13 protein-coding genes are annotated in these 16,000 nt (G+C 65.9%); 5 read left to right on the forward strand and 8 right to left on the reverse strand.

Features of this window, described 5'->3' with window-relative positions:
* Positions 1–48: 48 nt before the first annotated feature.
* The 3 genes from PQB87_RS36825 to PQB87_RS36835 all read right to left on the reverse strand — a co-directional run bounded on the left by PQB87_RS36825 (position 49) and on the right by PQB87_RS36835 (position 4,959).
* The gene (locus PQB87_RS36825; protein ID WP_301863696.1) at positions 49–3,147 is read right to left on the reverse strand and encodes an efflux RND transporter permease subunit; all 3,099 of its coding nucleotides are present in this window, start codon (positions 3,145–3,147) and stop codon (positions 49–51) included.
* Positions 3,144–4,265 (reverse strand): efflux RND transporter periplasmic adaptor subunit, encoded by a 1,122-nt coding sequence (locus PQB87_RS36830; RefSeq protein ID WP_301863698.1) that lies wholly within the window; start codon positions 4,263–4,265, stop codon positions 3,144–3,146. Before PQB87_RS36830 ends, PQB87_RS36825 begins: the two co-directional genes overlap by 4 nt.
* A gap of 76 nt (positions 4,266–4,341) precedes the next feature.
* A complete protein-coding gene (locus PQB87_RS36835) occupies positions 4,342–4,959 on the reverse strand; it encodes a TetR/AcrR family transcriptional regulator (protein ID WP_021156923.1) in 618 nt (205 codons plus the stop codon).
* Between the two features lie 96 nt (positions 4,960–5,055).
* On the opposite strand from PQB87_RS36835, the gene PQB87_RS36840 reads away from it, so the two are divergent.
* The 5 genes from PQB87_RS36840 to PQB87_RS36860 all read left to right on the forward strand — a co-directional run bounded on the left by PQB87_RS36840 (position 5,056) and on the right by PQB87_RS36860 (position 11,152).
* Complete coding sequence (locus tag PQB87_RS36840; protein ID WP_124674217.1) at positions 5,056–6,522, forward strand: efflux transporter outer membrane subunit; 1,467 nt, start codon at positions 5,056–5,058, stop codon at positions 6,520–6,522.
* 236 nt (positions 6,523–6,758) lie between these two features.
* A complete protein-coding gene (locus PQB87_RS36845; protein WP_081072693.1) occupies positions 6,759–7,691 on the forward strand; it encodes a helix-turn-helix domain-containing protein in 933 nt (310 codons plus the stop codon).
* A gap of 377 nt (positions 7,692–8,068) precedes the next feature.
* Positions 8,069–9,538, forward strand: coding sequence for a catalase (locus tag PQB87_RS36850; RefSeq protein ID WP_153491507.1), 1,470 nt, complete (start codon positions 8,069–8,071; stop codon positions 9,536–9,538).
* 66 nt (positions 9,539–9,604) lie between these two features.
* Complete coding sequence (locus PQB87_RS36855) at positions 9,605–10,246, forward strand: HD domain-containing protein (RefSeq protein WP_153491508.1); 642 nt, start codon at positions 9,605–9,607, stop codon at positions 10,244–10,246.
* 159 nt (positions 10,247–10,405) lie between these two features.
* A complete protein-coding gene (locus PQB87_RS36860; protein WP_060063954.1) occupies positions 10,406–11,152 on the forward strand; it encodes a glucose 1-dehydrogenase in 747 nt (248 codons plus the stop codon).
* Between the two features lie 162 nt (positions 11,153–11,314).
* Here the strand turns inward: PQB87_RS36860 and hutC are convergent, their stop codons facing one another.
* The 5 genes from hutC to PQB87_RS36885 form a co-directional block, all read right to left on the reverse strand.
* The gene (gene hutC, locus PQB87_RS36865; protein WP_027792652.1) at positions 11,315–12,070 is read right to left on the reverse strand and encodes a histidine utilization transcriptional repressor HutC; all 756 of its coding nucleotides are present in this window, start codon (positions 12,068–12,070) and stop codon (positions 11,315–11,317) included.
* A gap of 64 nt (positions 12,071–12,134) precedes the next feature.
* Positions 12,135–13,628, reverse strand: coding sequence for an HAL/PAL/TAL family ammonia-lyase (locus PQB87_RS36870; protein ID WP_153490888.1), 1,494 nt, complete (start codon positions 13,626–13,628; stop codon positions 12,135–12,137).
* 7 nt (positions 13,629–13,635) lie between these two features.
* Positions 13,636–14,427, reverse strand: coding sequence for an ABC transporter ATP-binding protein (locus tag PQB87_RS36875; RefSeq protein ID WP_021158296.1), 792 nt, complete (start codon positions 14,425–14,427; stop codon positions 13,636–13,638).
* A 27-nt stretch (positions 14,428–14,454) separates the two neighbouring features.
* Positions 14,455–15,201, reverse strand: a complete 747-nt coding sequence (locus tag PQB87_RS36880) for an ABC transporter permease (RefSeq protein ID WP_059688172.1) — start codon at positions 15,199–15,201, stop codon at positions 14,455–14,457.
* A gap of 12 nt (positions 15,202–15,213) precedes the next feature.
* Entirely contained in the window at positions 15,214–15,936 is a 723-nt protein-coding gene (locus PQB87_RS36885) for an ABC transporter permease (RefSeq protein ID WP_021158294.1), read from the reverse strand.
* Positions 15,937–16,000 lie beyond the last annotated feature (64 nt).

Below are 16,000 nucleotides of genomic sequence, written 5' to 3' on the forward strand. Positions count from 1 at the left end.
ACATCGACGGCCCCGGGGCGAGACCATCATCGCCCGGAGCCCACATGTCTACGAAGTCACGCTGGCGCTGGGTTCGAGCGCAGAGTGGCTTTCCTCTGCCCCGGGCCGGATCTTGAACCAGATCGAGTACATAGCCGGCAGAAACACCAACGTCAGTATCGTTCCGGCGAAAGTTCCTCCGATCAGCGTATAGGCCAGCGTGCCCCAGAACACGGAATGGGTCAGCGGAATGAACGCAAGCATCGCGGCAACCGCAGTCAGGATCACGGGCCTCGAGCGCTGCAGGGTGGCCTCCACTACCGCATCGAACGGCGCCATGCCCGCACGCGTGTTCTCTTCGATCTGGCCGATCAGGATCAGCGTGTTGCGCATCAGGATGCCGGAGAGCGCAATGAGCCCCACCAATGCGTTGATGCCGAAGGGCTGATTGAACAGCAGGAGTGTCGGCACCACGCCGATCAAACCCAGCGGACTGGTCGCGAACACCATCATGGTCGCGGCAATCGAGCGCGTCTGGAAAATGATGATGAGCAGCGTCAGCGCAATCATGATCGGGAACAGCGGCGCGAGCGCATTGGTCGCCTTGTTGGCCTCCTCGATGGAGCCGGCCTCCTCGATCCGGTAGCCGCCCGGCAGCTTCGCGATGATGGGCTGCAATTGCGCGAGCATCGCGGTCGACACGTCGGGCGGTTGCAATCCTTCGGCGATATCGCCACGCACGGTAATCGTCGGCGTTCGATCGCGACGGCGCAGGATCGGATCCTCCATGCGGATATCGACCTTGCCGACCTGCGAGAGCGGCACCCGCTGCCCTGCGTTACCGATCAGCGTGAATCCCTCGATCCGTTGCGGGTCGAGCCGGGAGTCTCCCGCCGAACGCGCGACCAGCTCCACCGAACGAATGTCCTCGCGCACGTGCGTGACGGGAATGCCGGTCAGCAGGAATTGCAGTTGCTGCGCGACCGAGCTGGACGTCAGCCCGAACGACCCGAGACGATTTTGATCGAGCGTGAAATGCACGGTGGGAACGCGCGGCCCCCAGTCGGCGTTCACCGTTCGCATCATCGGGCTGGCCTTCATGGTCCGCTCGACCTGCGCGGCGATGGTGCGCAACGTCCCCGCGTCCGGGCCCATGACCCTGAACGCAACGGGGTAAGGCGAGTAAGGGCCGAACACCAGCTGCGTGACGCGAACCTGCGCCCCGGGCACCAATCCTTCGGCGACGACCTTGCGCAGACGGAATTTGAGCGCTTCCCGCTGGTGCTCATCGCTCGTGCGGATCACGATCTTCGAGAAGGACGAATCCGGCAGCTCCGGAGACATGGCCAGATAGAAGCGCGGCGCGCCCTGCCCGATGTACGAGGTCACGATCTGCGCTTCCGGCTGCTTCGCAAGCCACGCCTCGACCTTTTCCGTTGCCGACGCGGTCTGCTCGATCGACGTCCCATAGGGCATCTGCACTTCGACGAGCACTTCCGGGCGATCGGACGTCGGGAAGAACTGCTTCTTCACCAGTCCCATGCCCATCACGGCAACCACGAACGATGCCACCACGATCCCGGCGACCATCCACTTGCGGCCGATCACGCGCCCGAGGAAACGGCGAAAGCGCTGGTAGTTCCGCGTGTTGTAGATCGCTTCGTGGCCGCCTTCGATCACGGCAATGTCGGGTAACAGCTTGACGCCGAGGTACGGTGTGAAGACGACGGCCACGACCCACGAGGTGATCAGCGCGATGCCGACGATCCAGAACATGTTGCTCGTGTATTCGCCGGCCGTCGAGCGCGCGAAGCCGTTCGGCATGAAGCCGACCGCCGTGACCAGCGTGCCCGACAGCATCGGCGCGGCCGTATGGCTCCACGCGTAAGCCGACGCCTGGACGCGGTTGTAGCCCTCCTCCATTTTCACGACCATCATTTCGATGGCGATGATCGCGTCGTCGACGAGCAGGCCCAGCGCGAGAATCAGCGAACCGAGCGTGATGCGGTCGAAGCTCTTGCCCGTGGCGGCCATCACGACGAAGACCCCCGCGAGCGTCAGCGGCACCGCCGCCGACACGACGATGCCGACGCGCCATCCCATGCTCGCGAAGCTCACGACCATCACCACGAGCAGCGCGACGAAGAACTTGACCATGAATTCGTCGACGGCCGAATGGATATTGACGGCCTGGTCGGTCACCTTCGTGAGGCTCATGCCCAGCGGCATCCCGGCATTGATCGATGCGACCTCCGCGTCGAGCGCGTTGCCGAGGTTGAGCCCATTCCAGCCGTCCCGCATCACGACGCCGAGCAGCAACGCCGGTTCGCCGTTGTTGCGAATCTGGAACGTGGCCGGGTCTTCGTAACCGCGTTCGACGGTCGCCACGTCGGAGAGCTTCAACGTGCGGCCCTGAACGACGATCGGCGTGTCACGAATGGTCTGCAGCTTGTCGAACGCGCCTTCGACACGAATGAAGACCTGCGCGCCCGCCGTATCGATCGAACCGGCCGGCGTCAGCACGTTCTGGTTGTTCAACGCGGCAAAGATCTCCTGGGGCGTCACGCCGAGCGTCGCGAGCCGGTCGTGCGAAAACGAGACATAGATCCGTTCCGCCTGCTCGCCGATGATGTTCACCTTCTTGACGCCCGGCACATGAAGAAGCCGCTGGCGCAATCCCTCGGCGTCGCGCACCAGCACTCGTTGCGGCTCGCCTTTTGCCTTGAGCGCGAACAGCGCGAACGTTACGTCGGAGTACTCATCGTTGACGAGCGGGCCGATCACGCCGGGCGGCAGGTTGCCCGCTTCGTCATGCAGCTTCTTGCGTGCCTGATAGAACTCCTCGGGTACGTCCGCGGGCGGCGTACTGTCGAGCAAGGTCACCGTGGTGAAGGCCAGCCCCGGACGCGTATAGGTCTCGGTCCGGTCGTACCAGCGCAGTTCCTGCATGCGCTTTTCGAGCGGCTCGGCCACCTGGTCTTGCATTTCCTGCGCGGTCGCGCCGGGCCATGCCGTGATGACCGTCATCGACTTGACGGTAAAGGGCGGATCTTCGGCCCGCCCCAGTTTCAGGAAGGCAACCACGCCTGCGATCGAGATCAGGATGATCAGAAACAGCGTGACCGAGCGCTCCCGCACCGCGAGCGCCGACAAGTTGAAGCCGCTCATTGCGCCGCTCCTTGCGCGGAGACGGATGCCGCGATCATCTTGTCGTTGGCGAGACGCACATGCTCTCCGTCGTGCAACAACTGGGCACCGAGCGCGACGACCTGGTCGCCGTCGCGAAGGTCGCCCGTCACCGTCGCACTGTCGTCGCTCAATGCGGTGACACGCACCTTGCGCCAGGTCACGCGCGACTGGGCCCGGTCGACCGTCCAGACCCCGGCGCCCGTGCCCGGATCGAACACGGCGCCGACCGGGACCACCATGCCGGCGGGTGCGTGGCCGGCATCGCCGGCGAGATCGAGCGTCACGGTCGCGCCGAGCGGCGCATTCGACAGCGCGCCCTGGAGGACGTACCGCGCCTCGTAGGTCCGTGTCAGCCGATCGGCGGAGTCGGAGAGCTGGCGCAGGACGGCGGGAACAGGCTTCTGGGCCGCGCCGTACAGCGTCGCCTCGGCAATCGAGCCGGATGCGGGACGCAGCGTCTCGGGAAGCTGGACGACGGCTTCGCGGGGGCCGGCATGCGCGAGCCGCACGACGATTTGTCCCGGCGCGACGACCTGGCCGGGCTCCGCCAGCGTCTCGACCACCACGCCGTCGGCGTCCGCCATGACGACGGCGTATCCGGACGCGTTGTTGGCGAGCACGGCCTGCGCCTGCGCCGCGACGAGCTGGGCCTTGGCGGAGTCCGCCGCCGCCTTGAGCTGGTCGTAGGTCGATGCCGAAACCGCGCCTGCGGCGACGAGATCCCGATAGCGCGCCTCGTCAGCGGCCGTCTGCGTCGCGCGCGCCTGCGCGGCATCCACGAGCTTCTGCTGGGCACGGGCCTGCAGCCCCAGATCGATCGGATCGATGCGCATCAGCGGCTGGCCGCGCTTGACCGTCTGGCCCGCGTCGACCAGCCGCTCGATGACCTTGCCCTGAACCCGGAAACCGAGATCGCTCTGAACGCGGGCGCCCACGATACCCGAAAACGACCGGCTCGCCCCTGCCGCGCCGTGAACGGCGCTCGTACGCACAAGTGGCGCCTCGGTACGCGGATCGGCGGCCGGATGCTCGCCGCATGCCGCGAGCGCAAGCGAAGCCACGCCCAATGTGTAGACAAAATGATGGCGCCGGAACATGAGGTCCCCTCTCGCAAAGAACAGGAGCCCTCATTCTGATACCGGTGACCAATTCAGTCAACAGTCACAACAAGATTCATGGAGCGAGACTTCTGAGTACCAGGTTCGCAAGTTGGGTCGTCGCCTCTTCCGCACCCTCGAGGTTGTACTGGAGCAGCAGCGGATTGAAATAGGGCTTCATCACCAGGAAGATCGCGTTCACCGCCTCGTCCTGCGGGGTCTTGCGTTCGAATTCGCCGGTTTCGCGCCCGAGCCGCAGGATCTCGGCGACGAGTTGCCGGATCTGGTCCTCATAACCCTGGACCGATGGCCAGGGTGATGCGGCCGACACGGCGGCGATGTCGTAAAGCTTGCGATCCTGGAAGAAGAGCTCGCTTCCGGATGAAAGCAAGGTCTTGAACATACGGCGAAATTTTTCCGTCGCACTGTGTACGCCGTCGATGTTTTCCCTGACGGCGGTGATCATCGCGGCGAGGCGATTCGCGCAGATGACCTGACCGATCGCCTGTTTGGAATCGAAGAATTTGTAGATATAGGCTTTTGAAAACCCGATTTCCTTCGCGAGGTCGGAAACGGTGGTCTTTTCGTAGCCGTAGCGGCTGAAGTATTCCGTTGCGGCGTCGACGATCTGGGCGCGAACTTCGTGGTCCGAGGGGCCGCGGGACGGGGAGGCGGAGGGAGTCGGTTTGTTCATGTCTCAAGCTTAGCCCCTCACTCGCGAGTTGACAACGTGTGACCATATTGTATATTGGTCACAATATCCGCTCACCGTTGCGCTCCCGAAATGATCATGCCCCTGCACCGTTCACTTGTTCTCCTGACCAGCGTCGCCGCCCTCTCGGCGTGCGCCGTGGGTCCCGACTACCACCGCCCGGATGCGCCGCTGGCGCAGCACTACATGACCCAGCCGCCCGCCGGCACGGCAAAGGCTCCGGTCGCCGATCTGTCCGCGTGGTGGGAAAGCTTCAACGACCCGCTGCTCACGCGTTACGTTTCGCTGGCGCTGGCGCAGAACCTGGACCTGGCCCAGGCCGTTGCGCAAATCACTCAGGCGCGTGCGCGCCTCGGCACGGCCAACGCGGCGCTCCTTCCGTCGGCCTCCGTCTCTGCGTCGGCCGCACGCGCCTATCAGTCCGTCGACACGCCGCTGGGACAATTGCTCAATGCCACGCCGGGTTACTCGCGCTGGGGCACCGAGTACGAAACCAACCTGGAGGCCGGTTGGGAGATCGACATCTTTGGCGGTCTGCGCCGTCAGCGTGAAGCCGCGCTCGCCGATTACTCGGCGACGCAGGCGGCGGCAGTCGCCACCCGCCTTGCCGTCGCGGCCCAGACCGCTGATATCTACGTCACGATCCGGGGGCTTCAGGCCCGTCTGGACATCGCGACCCGGCAGGTGCAGACGCAGCAGGCGCTGCTCTCGGACGTGAAACTCCTGTATTCGAAAGGCGCGGCGGCCGACTATCAGGTTCAGCAGGCGCAGGGTGCGCTCGACCAGGTTCAGGCCGGCGTGCCCGTCCTGCTCGCGGCGCTCGATGCAGCGTCGAACGCCCTCGACGTGATGCTCGGCTCCCCTCCCGGCACGCACCGCGCGGAGCTGAGCCCGCCGTCCCTGATCCCCGTTGCGCCGTCGCTCGCGGAAATGGGCACGCCGGCCGATCTGCTGCAAAGACGTCCCGACCTGATCGCCGCCGAACGTCACCTCGCTGCGGCCAATGCGCGCATTGGCGCCGCGATCGGCGAGTACTACCCGACGGTCTCGCTGAACGCCTTCCTCGGCAGCGCGACCGCCGCCGCCACCGGCACGTTGTTCTCGGGCGGCGCCAACCAGGCGGCCGGCCTCGTCGGGCTGCGCTGGCGCCTGTTCGATTTCGTGCGCATCGGCGCCGATGTCGAAGCGGCGAAAGGCGCCGACGCGCAAGCGCTCGCGGCCTATCGGCAGGCCGTGCTCCGCGCGTCCGAGGACGTCGAAAACTCGCTCTCGTCATTGGTGAACCGACAGGCGCAGGCGGCCACGCTGTCGCATGCCGAGTCGTCGTTTTCCCGCGCCAAGGATGCGTCGATGACCGCGTACCGCAGCGGTGCGGCGAGTTTCATCGACGTATTGCACGCCAACGAGACGTTGCTCCAGGCCGCCGACGCGCGTGCGCAAGCACAAACGGAATCCGCACGTGCGGCGATCTCGACGTTCAAGGCACTCGGTGGCGGCTGGGATCCGGCATCGCACGTCGGGCAGACGTCGCTGACTTCACGCTGACGAAACCGCCCAGCATTGGCGCGTGCAACGAAACCCGCGCACTTTCCGGGTCCGCGCGAGTGCGAACCGCGCCATTGCGGTGCGCGTCGCGCCCGCAATCGGACAGCGTCTCGCGCGTCACAACACCCATCGCGCGGCCGTCATCGAATTGCGCTAAATTGGGCCAGATTTCGTTTGAACACGCCGCCGGGTAAAGGCACACCACGCCCGAACGGGCGCACTCCAGGGCGCGATGAATGAACGACAAGGATCCTGTCGATTTCGGGCAACCCGTTGCAGACGACACGCTCGCCAGGCGGTTTCTCCTGCGAGATGCGCCCACCGTACGGGCCGGCGTTTTCTCCCACGGGCAACCGATCTCGTTCACCCGGTTGATCAACCCGCGGCCCCAACCGGGGCGCTCGCTCACGCCGCAACCGGAGGAAGCCTTTGTCTTCCAGATGCCGCTGATACTCGGCCCCGATCCCGGCCTCCGTTATTCAAGCGGCAACCTCGACGCGTCCGCATCGTGCAGTCCCGGCAGCTGTTATCTGCTCGACCTGCGCGCGAGCCCGACGCGCCGTCTCGACATGCCGTTCGATACCATGCGGCTCTATCTGGCCCAGGGTGCGATCGAGGAGTTCACCGATCAAAAGCGGCGCCGGCGCATAGGAGGACTCGTGCAGCCGCATCTCGGCGCCAGCGACCCGGTGCTGTTCAGTCTGTCGCATACGCTGCAGACGGTCCTGCAGCAGCCCGACCTGACGAGCGCGCTGTTCATCGATTACCTCGCGCTGGCGTTTTGCGAACACGTCGTCACACGCTATGGCCGAGCCGATCCGGTGCTCCGGCCACGCCGCTCCGGACTCGCTCCTTGGCAGATGCGGCGCATCGAGGATTATTTCGCGTCCCACCTGCACGACAATCCGTCGATCGCCGATCTCGCGCGCGAGTGCAATCTCTCCACCAGCTACTTCGGCGAAGCCTTCAAGCAGACCACCGGCAGCACGCCCCATCAATGGCTGCTCAAGCGCCGTATCGAGCGCGCGAAATCGCTGCTGCGGGAAACCGATGCGAGCCTGGCCAGCATCGCATCGGACTGCGGATTTTTCGACCAGAGTCATTTTTCACGCGTGTTCTCGCGTCTCGAGGGATGCGGGCCGAAAGACTGGGCGCAGCGGAACCGATAGCACCGGACAGGTGCAAACGTCGTGAGCGGCGCGCGTGCGCCCGCTCGATATGCGTCGACTCACCACGCCCCCCCTGCCTCCTGATCCGAATTCAGCCACTGCCCCCGGTATTCGACGGTCGTCCGCGAATCGTCCAACGAATCGTTGTTTTATACAAGATCACGCGGGCACCCCGCAGGTACGCTTCTCTCACATCGACTCGTCGATGCCTCCGCGGCTCGTCACTCGTTGAACGGGTGGCCATCGCGGTCCGGCCGTTTCATTTCGGCGCACCTGCCGAGATAGCACGTTGATTTTCCCGTCAAGCCTCGCGCGGCCGCCTGCCCCGAAACGGCATGGCGCTGCGCCGGTCCGCCCAACCCTCCTGGAGTCGACGCATGAAGAATCGCGATACGTCTACGCGTCTGGATCACGCAACGGGTGCACCCGTTGCCGACAATCTGAACATCGAAACGGCCGGCCCGCGCGGTCCCGCGCTGCTGCAGGATATCTGGCTGATCGAGAAACTCGCGCACTTCGACCGCGAGGTCATTCCCGAACGACGCATGCACGCCAAAGGATCGGGCGCGCACGGCGTGTTCACGGTGACGCACGACATCACGCGCTACACCAAGGCGAAACTCTTTTCGGAAATCGGCAAGGCAACGCCGGTATTCATGCGCTTTTCGACCGTCGCCGGCGAGCGCGGCGCCGCGGATGCCGAGCGCGACATCCGCGGCTTCGCGGTGAAGTTCTATACGGAAGAAGGGAACTGGGACATCGTGGGCAACAACACGCCCGTGTTCTTTTTCCGTGACCCGCTGCGTTTTCCCGATCTCAACCACGCGATCAAGCGCGACCCGCGCACGGGACTGCGCAGCGCAAACAGCAACTGGGACTTCTGGACGCTCCTGCCGGAGGCGCTTCATCAGGTCACGATCGTCATGAGCGACAGGGGCATACCGCGCAGCTATCGCCACATGCATGGATTCGGCAGCCATACGTTCAGCCTCGTCGATGCCGACAATCGGCGGACATGGGTGAAATTCCACTTCCGTACGCAGCAAGGCATCGCGAATCTGACCGACGGCGAAGCCGAACAGCTCGTGGGCAAGGACCGCGAAACGCATGGCCGCGACCTTTACGAGAGCATCGAGCGCGGCGACTTCCCGCGCTGGACCCTCTTCATTCAGGTGATGAACGACGACGAGGCCAGGGCGCTGCCGTTCAACCCGTTCGACCTGACCAAGGTCTGGCCGAAAAGCGATTTCCCGTTGATCGAGGCAGGCGTGCTCGAATTGAACCGCAACCCGGGCAATTACTTCGCCGAGGTCGAGCAGGCGGCGTTTTCGCCCGCGAACGTCGTGCCCGGCATCGGCTTTTCGCCGGACAAGATGCTGCAGGCGCGGCTGTTCTCTTATGGCGACACGCAACGTTATCGGCTGGGCGTGAACTTCAATCACATTCCCGTCAATGCGCCGAAGTGCCCCTTCCACAGCTACCACCGCGACGGCGCCATGCGCACCGACGACAACCTCGGCGGCACACCGTCCTACTACCCGAACAGTTCCGGCGAGTGGGAAGTGCGGCCCGACCTTCACGAGCCGCCGCTGCGGATCGAAGGCGACGCCGCACATTGGGACCACCGCGTGGACGTCGATCACTTCGCGCAGCCCGGGAATCTGTTTCGCCTGATGAGCCAGGCGCAACGACACTTGCTGTTCGACAACACCGCTCGCCAGATGGCCTCCGTCCATGCGCATATCCAGGAGCGCCACATCCTCAATTGCGCGAAGGCCGACCCCGAGTACGGCGCGGGCGTTCGCGACGCGCTGGCAAGAATCGGAGCAACGACTGCGACGAAGTAGCCGGCCATGCGCGTGCGGCGTCCGCCACGACGCCAGCGTCCGCTCACATTTCGATGGAGAACCGTCATGTCGCAGGTCATTCAGGATGTCGCCGTGCCCGACAGTCAGCTTGCGCGGGAAATTACCGAGTTCGTGCGCGACACGTCCACCCCGCTGCTCTTTCATCATTCGAGCCGCGTCTATTTGTTCGGCGCCCTGGAGGGCGCGCGCCGCAGCCTGAAATTCGATCCGGAACTGTTGTATGCGGGCGCGATGTTCCATGACATCGGCCTCACCGGCGCGTACAGCAGCACCACCGAGCGCTTCGAAGTCGACGGAGCCAATGCGGCCCGCGAGTTTCTCTCGGGCCGGGGCATCACCGCGGCCGACATCGATCTCGTCTGGACGGCCATTGCGCTGCATACCACGCCCGGCATTCCGCGCCATATGCACCCGGTCGTTGCACTGGTGACCGCCGGGGTCGAGATGGATGTGCTCGGACTTTCGTACCACGCGTTCTCGCACGAGGAACGCGAAGCCGTCACGCATGCGCATCCGCGCCCGCCGCACTTCAAGGAAGAGATCATCCAGGCGTTCTACAACGGCATCAAGCACAAGCCGGAGACCACGTTCGGCAACGTGAAAGCCGACGTGATCGCCGACAAGGAGCCCCATTTTCATCGGGGGAATTTCTGTTCCGTCATCCGCAATTCGGCATGGCCGGGTTGACGATGCCGCGCCCCGCGCATCGATGCCCGGCCAGTCGCGCCGCGCCAACCGATCGCGACCGCATGCAGGTCCGCATAGGCAGAAAACACCGGCGATCGCATCGTGCGAGACGGCAGGCCGGTGTCCATCAACGGAATCATTCACACTGAGGTGAACATCATGGGCAAGCTTGCAGGGAAAGTGGCCGTTGTAACCGGTGCGTCGAAGGGTATCGGCGCCGCCATCGCCAAGGCGCTCGCGGCAGAAGGCGCGTCGGTCGTCGTGAACTACGCAAGCAGCAAGGCCGGCGCGGACGACGTCGTGTCCGCCATCACCACGGCCGGTGGGAAAGCCGTTGCCGTGGGCGGCGACGTGTCGAAGGCGGCCGACGCGAAAGGCATCGTCGATGCGGCGATCGAAACGTATGGCCGCCTCGACATCCTCGTCAACAACTCGGGCGTCTACGAGTTCGCGCCGATCGAAGCGTTCACGGAAGCGCAATACCGCAGGCAGTTCGACATCAACGTGCTCGGGGTCCTGCTCACGACACAGGCCGCCGTCCAGCACCTCAGCGAAGGCGCCAGCATCGTCAATGTCAGCTCGGTCGTCTCGACGCTCACCCCGGCGACGACCGCCGTCTACAGCGGCACGAAAGGCGCGGTGGATTCCATCACTGGCGCGCTCGCACGTGAACTCGGGCCGCGAGGAATTCGCGTGAACACGATCAATCCGGGCGTGATCGTGACCGAAGGCGCGCAAAGCGCCGGGGTGATCGGATCGGAGTTCGAGCATTCGGCGGTCAGCCAGACGCCGCTCGGGCGCGTGGGCAGACCGGACGACGTCGCATCGATTGCGGTTTTCCTCGCTTCCGACGACGCAAAGTGGCTGACGGGCGAGCACATCGTCGCCAGTGGCGGCATGCGCTGACGCAGGTTCGCGCAACCGCGGGCGTACCGTCGGCCTCGACCTCGACAAACAGAAAGGTGACGGTCGTTCCGGATCGCCCGCGGTTCAGTGGGTTGACGCGTGAGTTTGCCAACGATACGGTTTGGTAACCGGCACACTTTCCGGCCAACCCCGGCCGCTCCCCTACACCCTCCCCGCCAAATGAAACCGCGAAGCCGGATGCCACAACCGCACCGACGTCGCGACCTGTTCACCGACCCAGGTCCGCCGCCGGAGCAACAAGCACGGCTCACCGATTTCCATCACCAGATGCCGGCGCACCTGCGCATCGGGCTTCTGCGCATAGATCCGGAACTCCGCGCGCTGGATCGGCGCGAGCCGCACCATATAGTGATTCGGCGTCTCGACCGTGAAGTCCTGTTCCAGATACGCGGGAAACAGCGCCGGGTTCACGTAGCGATCCTCGAACTGGATCGGCTCGTCGTCCTCGTAATGCACGATACGCGAATGAAACACCGGCCCCGAGCGCAGCCCGAGCGCTTCGATCGCCTCCGTATCGTCGCTGCTTTCGAGCAGCAGCACGCGCCCGCTGTGCCGATGGCCGCGCTCCGCGATCTCGTCCGCGATGTTGCGGATTTCCAGCACCGTCGATTCGTAATGCCGCCGTTCGACGAACGTGCCCGCGCCCTGGATACGGGTCAGCACGCGCTCGGCGGTCAGCTCGCGCAGCGCACGCGACACCGTCATCCGCGCGACGCCGAACTCCTTGACCAGTTCGGCTTCGGTCGGAATCGCCCCGCCGGGTTTCCAGTCGCCTTTCGCGATCCGCTCGACGACGTAGCGCTTGATCTGCTGGTAGGCCGGCAGCGCGCGCGCCGGCACGTCGTCGCCCGACGCGACCGCCAGCCCGGCGGAAAGGTGTCGTTCCGTATGGTTCATGCGCCCTCGCCCGAATGATTGTTAGATATCCAGACAACCAGCCACCGCCCGCCGTCACCCGGCGTCACAGCACCGGCGGCGGCATCCCTGCGACGATGCCGGTCGCGATCGCGATGTCGTCCGCGAGCGGCCGGTCGTCCTGGTACGCGGGCACGCGTTCGCGCACGTGCCGCCATAACGTATCGGTGGGCGCGGCCCGCGCCGCGCCGTTCACCTGCAGATCGTACGCCTGCGCGGCCGCCAGCATCTCGATCGCGAGCACGCGCGTCGTGTTCTCGATGATGTCGAGCGCCTTCAGCGCCGCCGGCGTCGCATGGCACAGGTGATCTTCCTGCAGCCCCGACGTGATGCCGCCGTCGAGGCTCGCGGGCGCCGCGAGCCGCTGGTTCTGCGCGACGAGGGCGACCGCCGTGTACTGCGCGATCATGAAGCCGGAACACGTGCCGCCCGGCGTCGCGAGAAACGCCGGCAGCCCGCTGACGAGCGGATTGACGAGACGGTCGAGACGCCGTTCGGCGATCGCCGCGACCTGGGCCATCGCGGCCGCGAGGCTGTCCATCGCGAGCGCAATGCCGGCGCCGACCGCATGCGCCTGCGAATGGACGGCCGGTGCGTCGCGCGTGCCGGCGACGATCGGGTTGTCGGTGACGGACGCCAGTTCGCGATCCACCACTTCCGCCGTCACGGCGAACACGTCGCGTGCCGCGCCGTGCACATGCGGAATCGTGCGCAGGCTGAGCGGGTCCTGCGTATGCCGGCCGCTCGCCGCGCCGAGCATCCCGCTGTCGGCGAGCAGCGCGCGCAGCCGTGCGCCGACCTGCCCGATGCCGGGCGAAACGCGTAGCGCGAGCGATGCCGGATCGAAGGAGGCCAGCTGTCCGCCGAGGTTCTCGAAGCTCATCGCCGCGACCCAGTCGGCCCAGTCGAGCAGCCGCTCCGCGCGGGCGAGCGCGAGCGCGGCCAGCCCCGTCACGCACGGCGTGCCGTTGACGAGGCTCAGCCCCTCCTTCGCACCGAGCACCAGCGGTTCGCGGCCGATGCGGCGCAACGCTTCGTCGCCGCGCATCCGCTCGCCGCGATGGCGCGCATGGCCGTGACCGATGCAGACGAGCGCGACGTGTGCCATATGCGTCAGATACCCGACCGACCCGTGCGCGGGCACCTCCGGCAGGCAATCGTGTTCGAGCAGCGCGACGAGCTGGTCGACGACATCGGCGCGCACGCCGGAATGCCCGTGTGCGTAATTGTTGATCGCCGCCGCGATGATCGCGCGCGTTTCCGCGGCGCCGAGCGGCGCGCCGACGCCGACCGCGTGGCTCATCAGGATGTTGCGCGACAGCGTGCTCTGCTGCGCCGGCGACACGATCACGTTGCACAGCGCGCCGACGCCGGTGTTGACGCCGTACGCGCGGATGCCGCGCGCGACGATTTCATCGACGAGCTCGCGTGCCGCGGCGACGCGCACGCGCGCTTCGTCCGTGAGCGCCAGCAGTTCGCCGGCGGCTACCTCCGCGATCTGCCGCCAGTCGAGCGGTCTTGCCGAACGGAATACGGTCATGACGGCCTCAGTTCGCGGCGCGGTCGTGATGGCTCGACACGAACTGCCGGAAGCGCTCCGAGCATTGGCCGCCGAACAGGTCGCCGGGCGTGCCGTCCGAGTCGACCTCGCCCTGGTGCAGGAACATCACGCGATTCGACACGTGGCGTGCGAAACCCATTTCATGCGTGACGACCAGCATCGTGCGCCCTTCCTCGGCGAGCGAACGCATCACGCGCAGCACCTCGCCGACCAGTTCCGGATCGAGCGCCGACGTCGGTTCGTCGAACAGCATCACCTTCGGATGCATCGCGAGCGCACGGGCGATCGCGACACGCTGCTGCTGGCCGCCCGACAGGTGCGCCGGATAGTAGCCGCGCTTGTCCGCGAGGCCGACGCGCGCGAGGAGCGCCTCCGCTTCCTCGACCGCTTCGGCGCGACTGCGCTTCTGCACGCGCAGCGGACCTTCGACGAGGTTGTCGAGCACCGTCATGTGCGACCACAGGTTGAAGTTCTGGAACACCATCCCGAGCTGCGAGCGAATCCGGTCGACCTGGCGCCGGTCGCCCGGCTGCAGCTTGCCGTCGCGCGCGCGCTTCATCTTCAGTTCCTCGCCGGCGAGCGCGACAGTGCCGTCGTCGGGCGTTTCGAGCAGGTTCAGGCAGCGCAGGAACGTGCTCTTGCCCGAGCCGCTCGCGCCGAGGATCGAGATCACGTCGCCTTCGTGCGCGTCGAGCGAAATGCCCTTCAGCACGTGGTGATCGCCGAACGACTTGTGGATGTTCCTGACCGACAGGGCAACGGGAGCAGCGGTGTTCATCGGATTCTCCTGGAAGGATGGATGCGCTCAGGACGCGACGCGCCGGGCGTCGCGCGCGGCCGCGGCCGGCGTGCCGGTCTGCTTCGGCGCGCGCAGGTGGCCCGACAGCCGCCATTCGAGCGCGCCGAGCACGCGCACGACAATGAAGTTCAGGCCCAGGTAGATGAGGGCCGCGCACACGAACACCTCGGTCGTCCGGTAGGTCTGTTGAATGATCTGCTGCGCGACGCCCGTCACTTCCCACACGGTGACGAGGCTCGCCAGCGCGGTCGACTTGACGAGCAGCACGGCTTCGGTCGAATACGCGGGCAGGCACTGGCGCAGCGCGATCGGGCCGATCACGCGACGCAGCAGCGCGAAGCCCGACAGGCCGATCGAATAACCGGCCTCGATCTGCCCGACCGGCACGGCCATCAAGCCGCCGCGCAGGATTTCGGCCGTATAGCCGGCCGTGCACAGCGCGAGGGACAACACCGCGCACACATACGGTTCGCGCAGCAGCGGCCACATGAAGCTCTCGCGGATCACGCCGAACTGGCCGAGCCCGTAGTACACGAGGAACATCTGGATCAGCAGCGGCGAGCCGCGAAACACGAGGATGTATGCACGCGCGAAGCGGTTCGGCAGCCAGTGCGGCGACACGCGCATCGTGACGATCACGAGCGACAGCAGGCCGCCGAGCACGAGCGATGCGAAGAACAGGCCGAGCGTGGTCGGCACGGCCGCGAGCAGCTGGCGCAGCGTGTCGAGGAGAAAGGCGAAATCGATGGACATGCGATCGCTCCGTCAGTTGCGTGCGAAATTGCGGCGGAACGAGCGGCCGACAATCGCTTCCGCCCGGTTGAACACGCGGTTCGACAGGCCCGTCATCACGAGATAGAGCGCCCCGCCCGCGACGAAGAACACGAAATACTGGTGCGTCGAGTTCGCGGCGATCTGGCTGGTGCGCAGCAGCTCGGCGAGCCCGGTGACCGAGATCAGCGCGGAGTCCTTGAGGCTCAGTTGCCACACGTTGCCGATGCCGGGCAGCGCGAAACGCAGCACCTGCGGAATCAGGATGCGGCGCAGCACCATGCTTCGCGGCATGCCGATCGAGCGCGCCGCTTCGAGCTCGCCCTTCGACACGGCCAGCACGGCCGCGCGATACACCTCGGCCTGGTACGCGCCCGAGATCATCCCGACCGCCAGCGCGCCGATCACGAACGGCGGCACGCCGATGAAGCCTTCCGCGCCGAACCACTGGCCGACGGTCGTGACGAGCGTCGAGCCGCCGAAATAGAACAGGTAGATCACGAGCAGTTCGGGCACGCCGCGAAACACGGTCGTGTAGAGGTCGCCGAGCACGCGCGCGCTGCGGTGGCGTGACAGTTTCGCGGCTGCGATGCCGGCGCCGATCACGGCACCGACCGCGAGCGCGGCGAGCGTCAGCGCGATCGTCATCAGCGCCGCGAGCAGCAGGACGCCGCCCCAGCCTTCGGTTCCGAAGCCCAGCATTTCAAGGATGGCCATGCGTGCCTCCCGGCAAGCGTTGAGTGGATCGGCAGGATGCGCGCCGCTACGCGACCGTCGGGTC

Source organism: Burkholderia sp. KL41 (assembly GCF_057005415.2).

Excerpts from the sequence above, each read along its gene's own strand:
- PQB87_RS36825 (WP_301863696.1), bottom strand. The coding sequence starts at position 3,147 with ATGAGCGGCTTCAACTTGTCGGCGCTCGCGGTGCGGGAGCGCTCGGTC.
- PQB87_RS36830 (WP_301863698.1), bottom strand. The coding sequence starts at position 4,265 with ATGTTCCGGCGCCATCATTTTGTCTACACATTGGGCGTGGCTTCGCTT.
- PQB87_RS36835 (WP_021156923.1), bottom strand. The coding sequence starts at position 4,959 with ATGAACAAACCGACTCCCTCCGCCTCCCCGTCCCGCGGCCCCTCGGAC.
- PQB87_RS36840 (WP_124674217.1), top strand. The coding sequence starts at position 5,056 with ATGCCCCTGCACCGTTCACTTGTTCTCCTGACCAGCGTCGCCGCCCTC.
- PQB87_RS36845 (WP_081072693.1), top strand. The coding sequence starts at position 6,759 with ATGAACGACAAGGATCCTGTCGATTTCGGGCAACCCGTTGCAGACGAC.
- PQB87_RS36850 (WP_153491507.1), top strand. The coding sequence starts at position 8,069 with ATGAAGAATCGCGATACGTCTACGCGTCTGGATCACGCAACGGGTGCA.
- PQB87_RS36855 (WP_153491508.1), top strand. The coding sequence starts at position 9,605 with ATGTCGCAGGTCATTCAGGATGTCGCCGTGCCCGACAGTCAGCTTGCG.
- PQB87_RS36860 (WP_060063954.1), top strand. The coding sequence starts at position 10,406 with ATGGGCAAGCTTGCAGGGAAAGTGGCCGTTGTAACCGGTGCGTCGAAG.
- hutC (WP_027792652.1), bottom strand. The coding sequence starts at position 12,070 with ATGAACCATACGGAACGACACCTTTCCGCCGGGCTGGCGGTCGCGTCG.
- PQB87_RS36870 (WP_153490888.1), bottom strand. The coding sequence starts at position 13,628 with ATGACCGTATTCCGTTCGGCAAGACCGCTCGACTGGCGGCAGATCGCG.
- PQB87_RS36875 (WP_021158296.1), bottom strand. The coding sequence starts at position 14,427 with ATGAACACCGCTGCTCCCGTTGCCCTGTCGGTCAGGAACATCCACAAG.
- PQB87_RS36880 (WP_059688172.1), bottom strand. The coding sequence starts at position 15,201 with ATGTCCATCGATTTCGCCTTTCTCCTCGACACGCTGCGCCAGCTGCTC.
- PQB87_RS36885 (WP_021158294.1), bottom strand. The coding sequence starts at position 15,936 with ATGGCCATCCTTGAAATGCTGGGCTTCGGAACCGAAGGCTGGGGCGGC.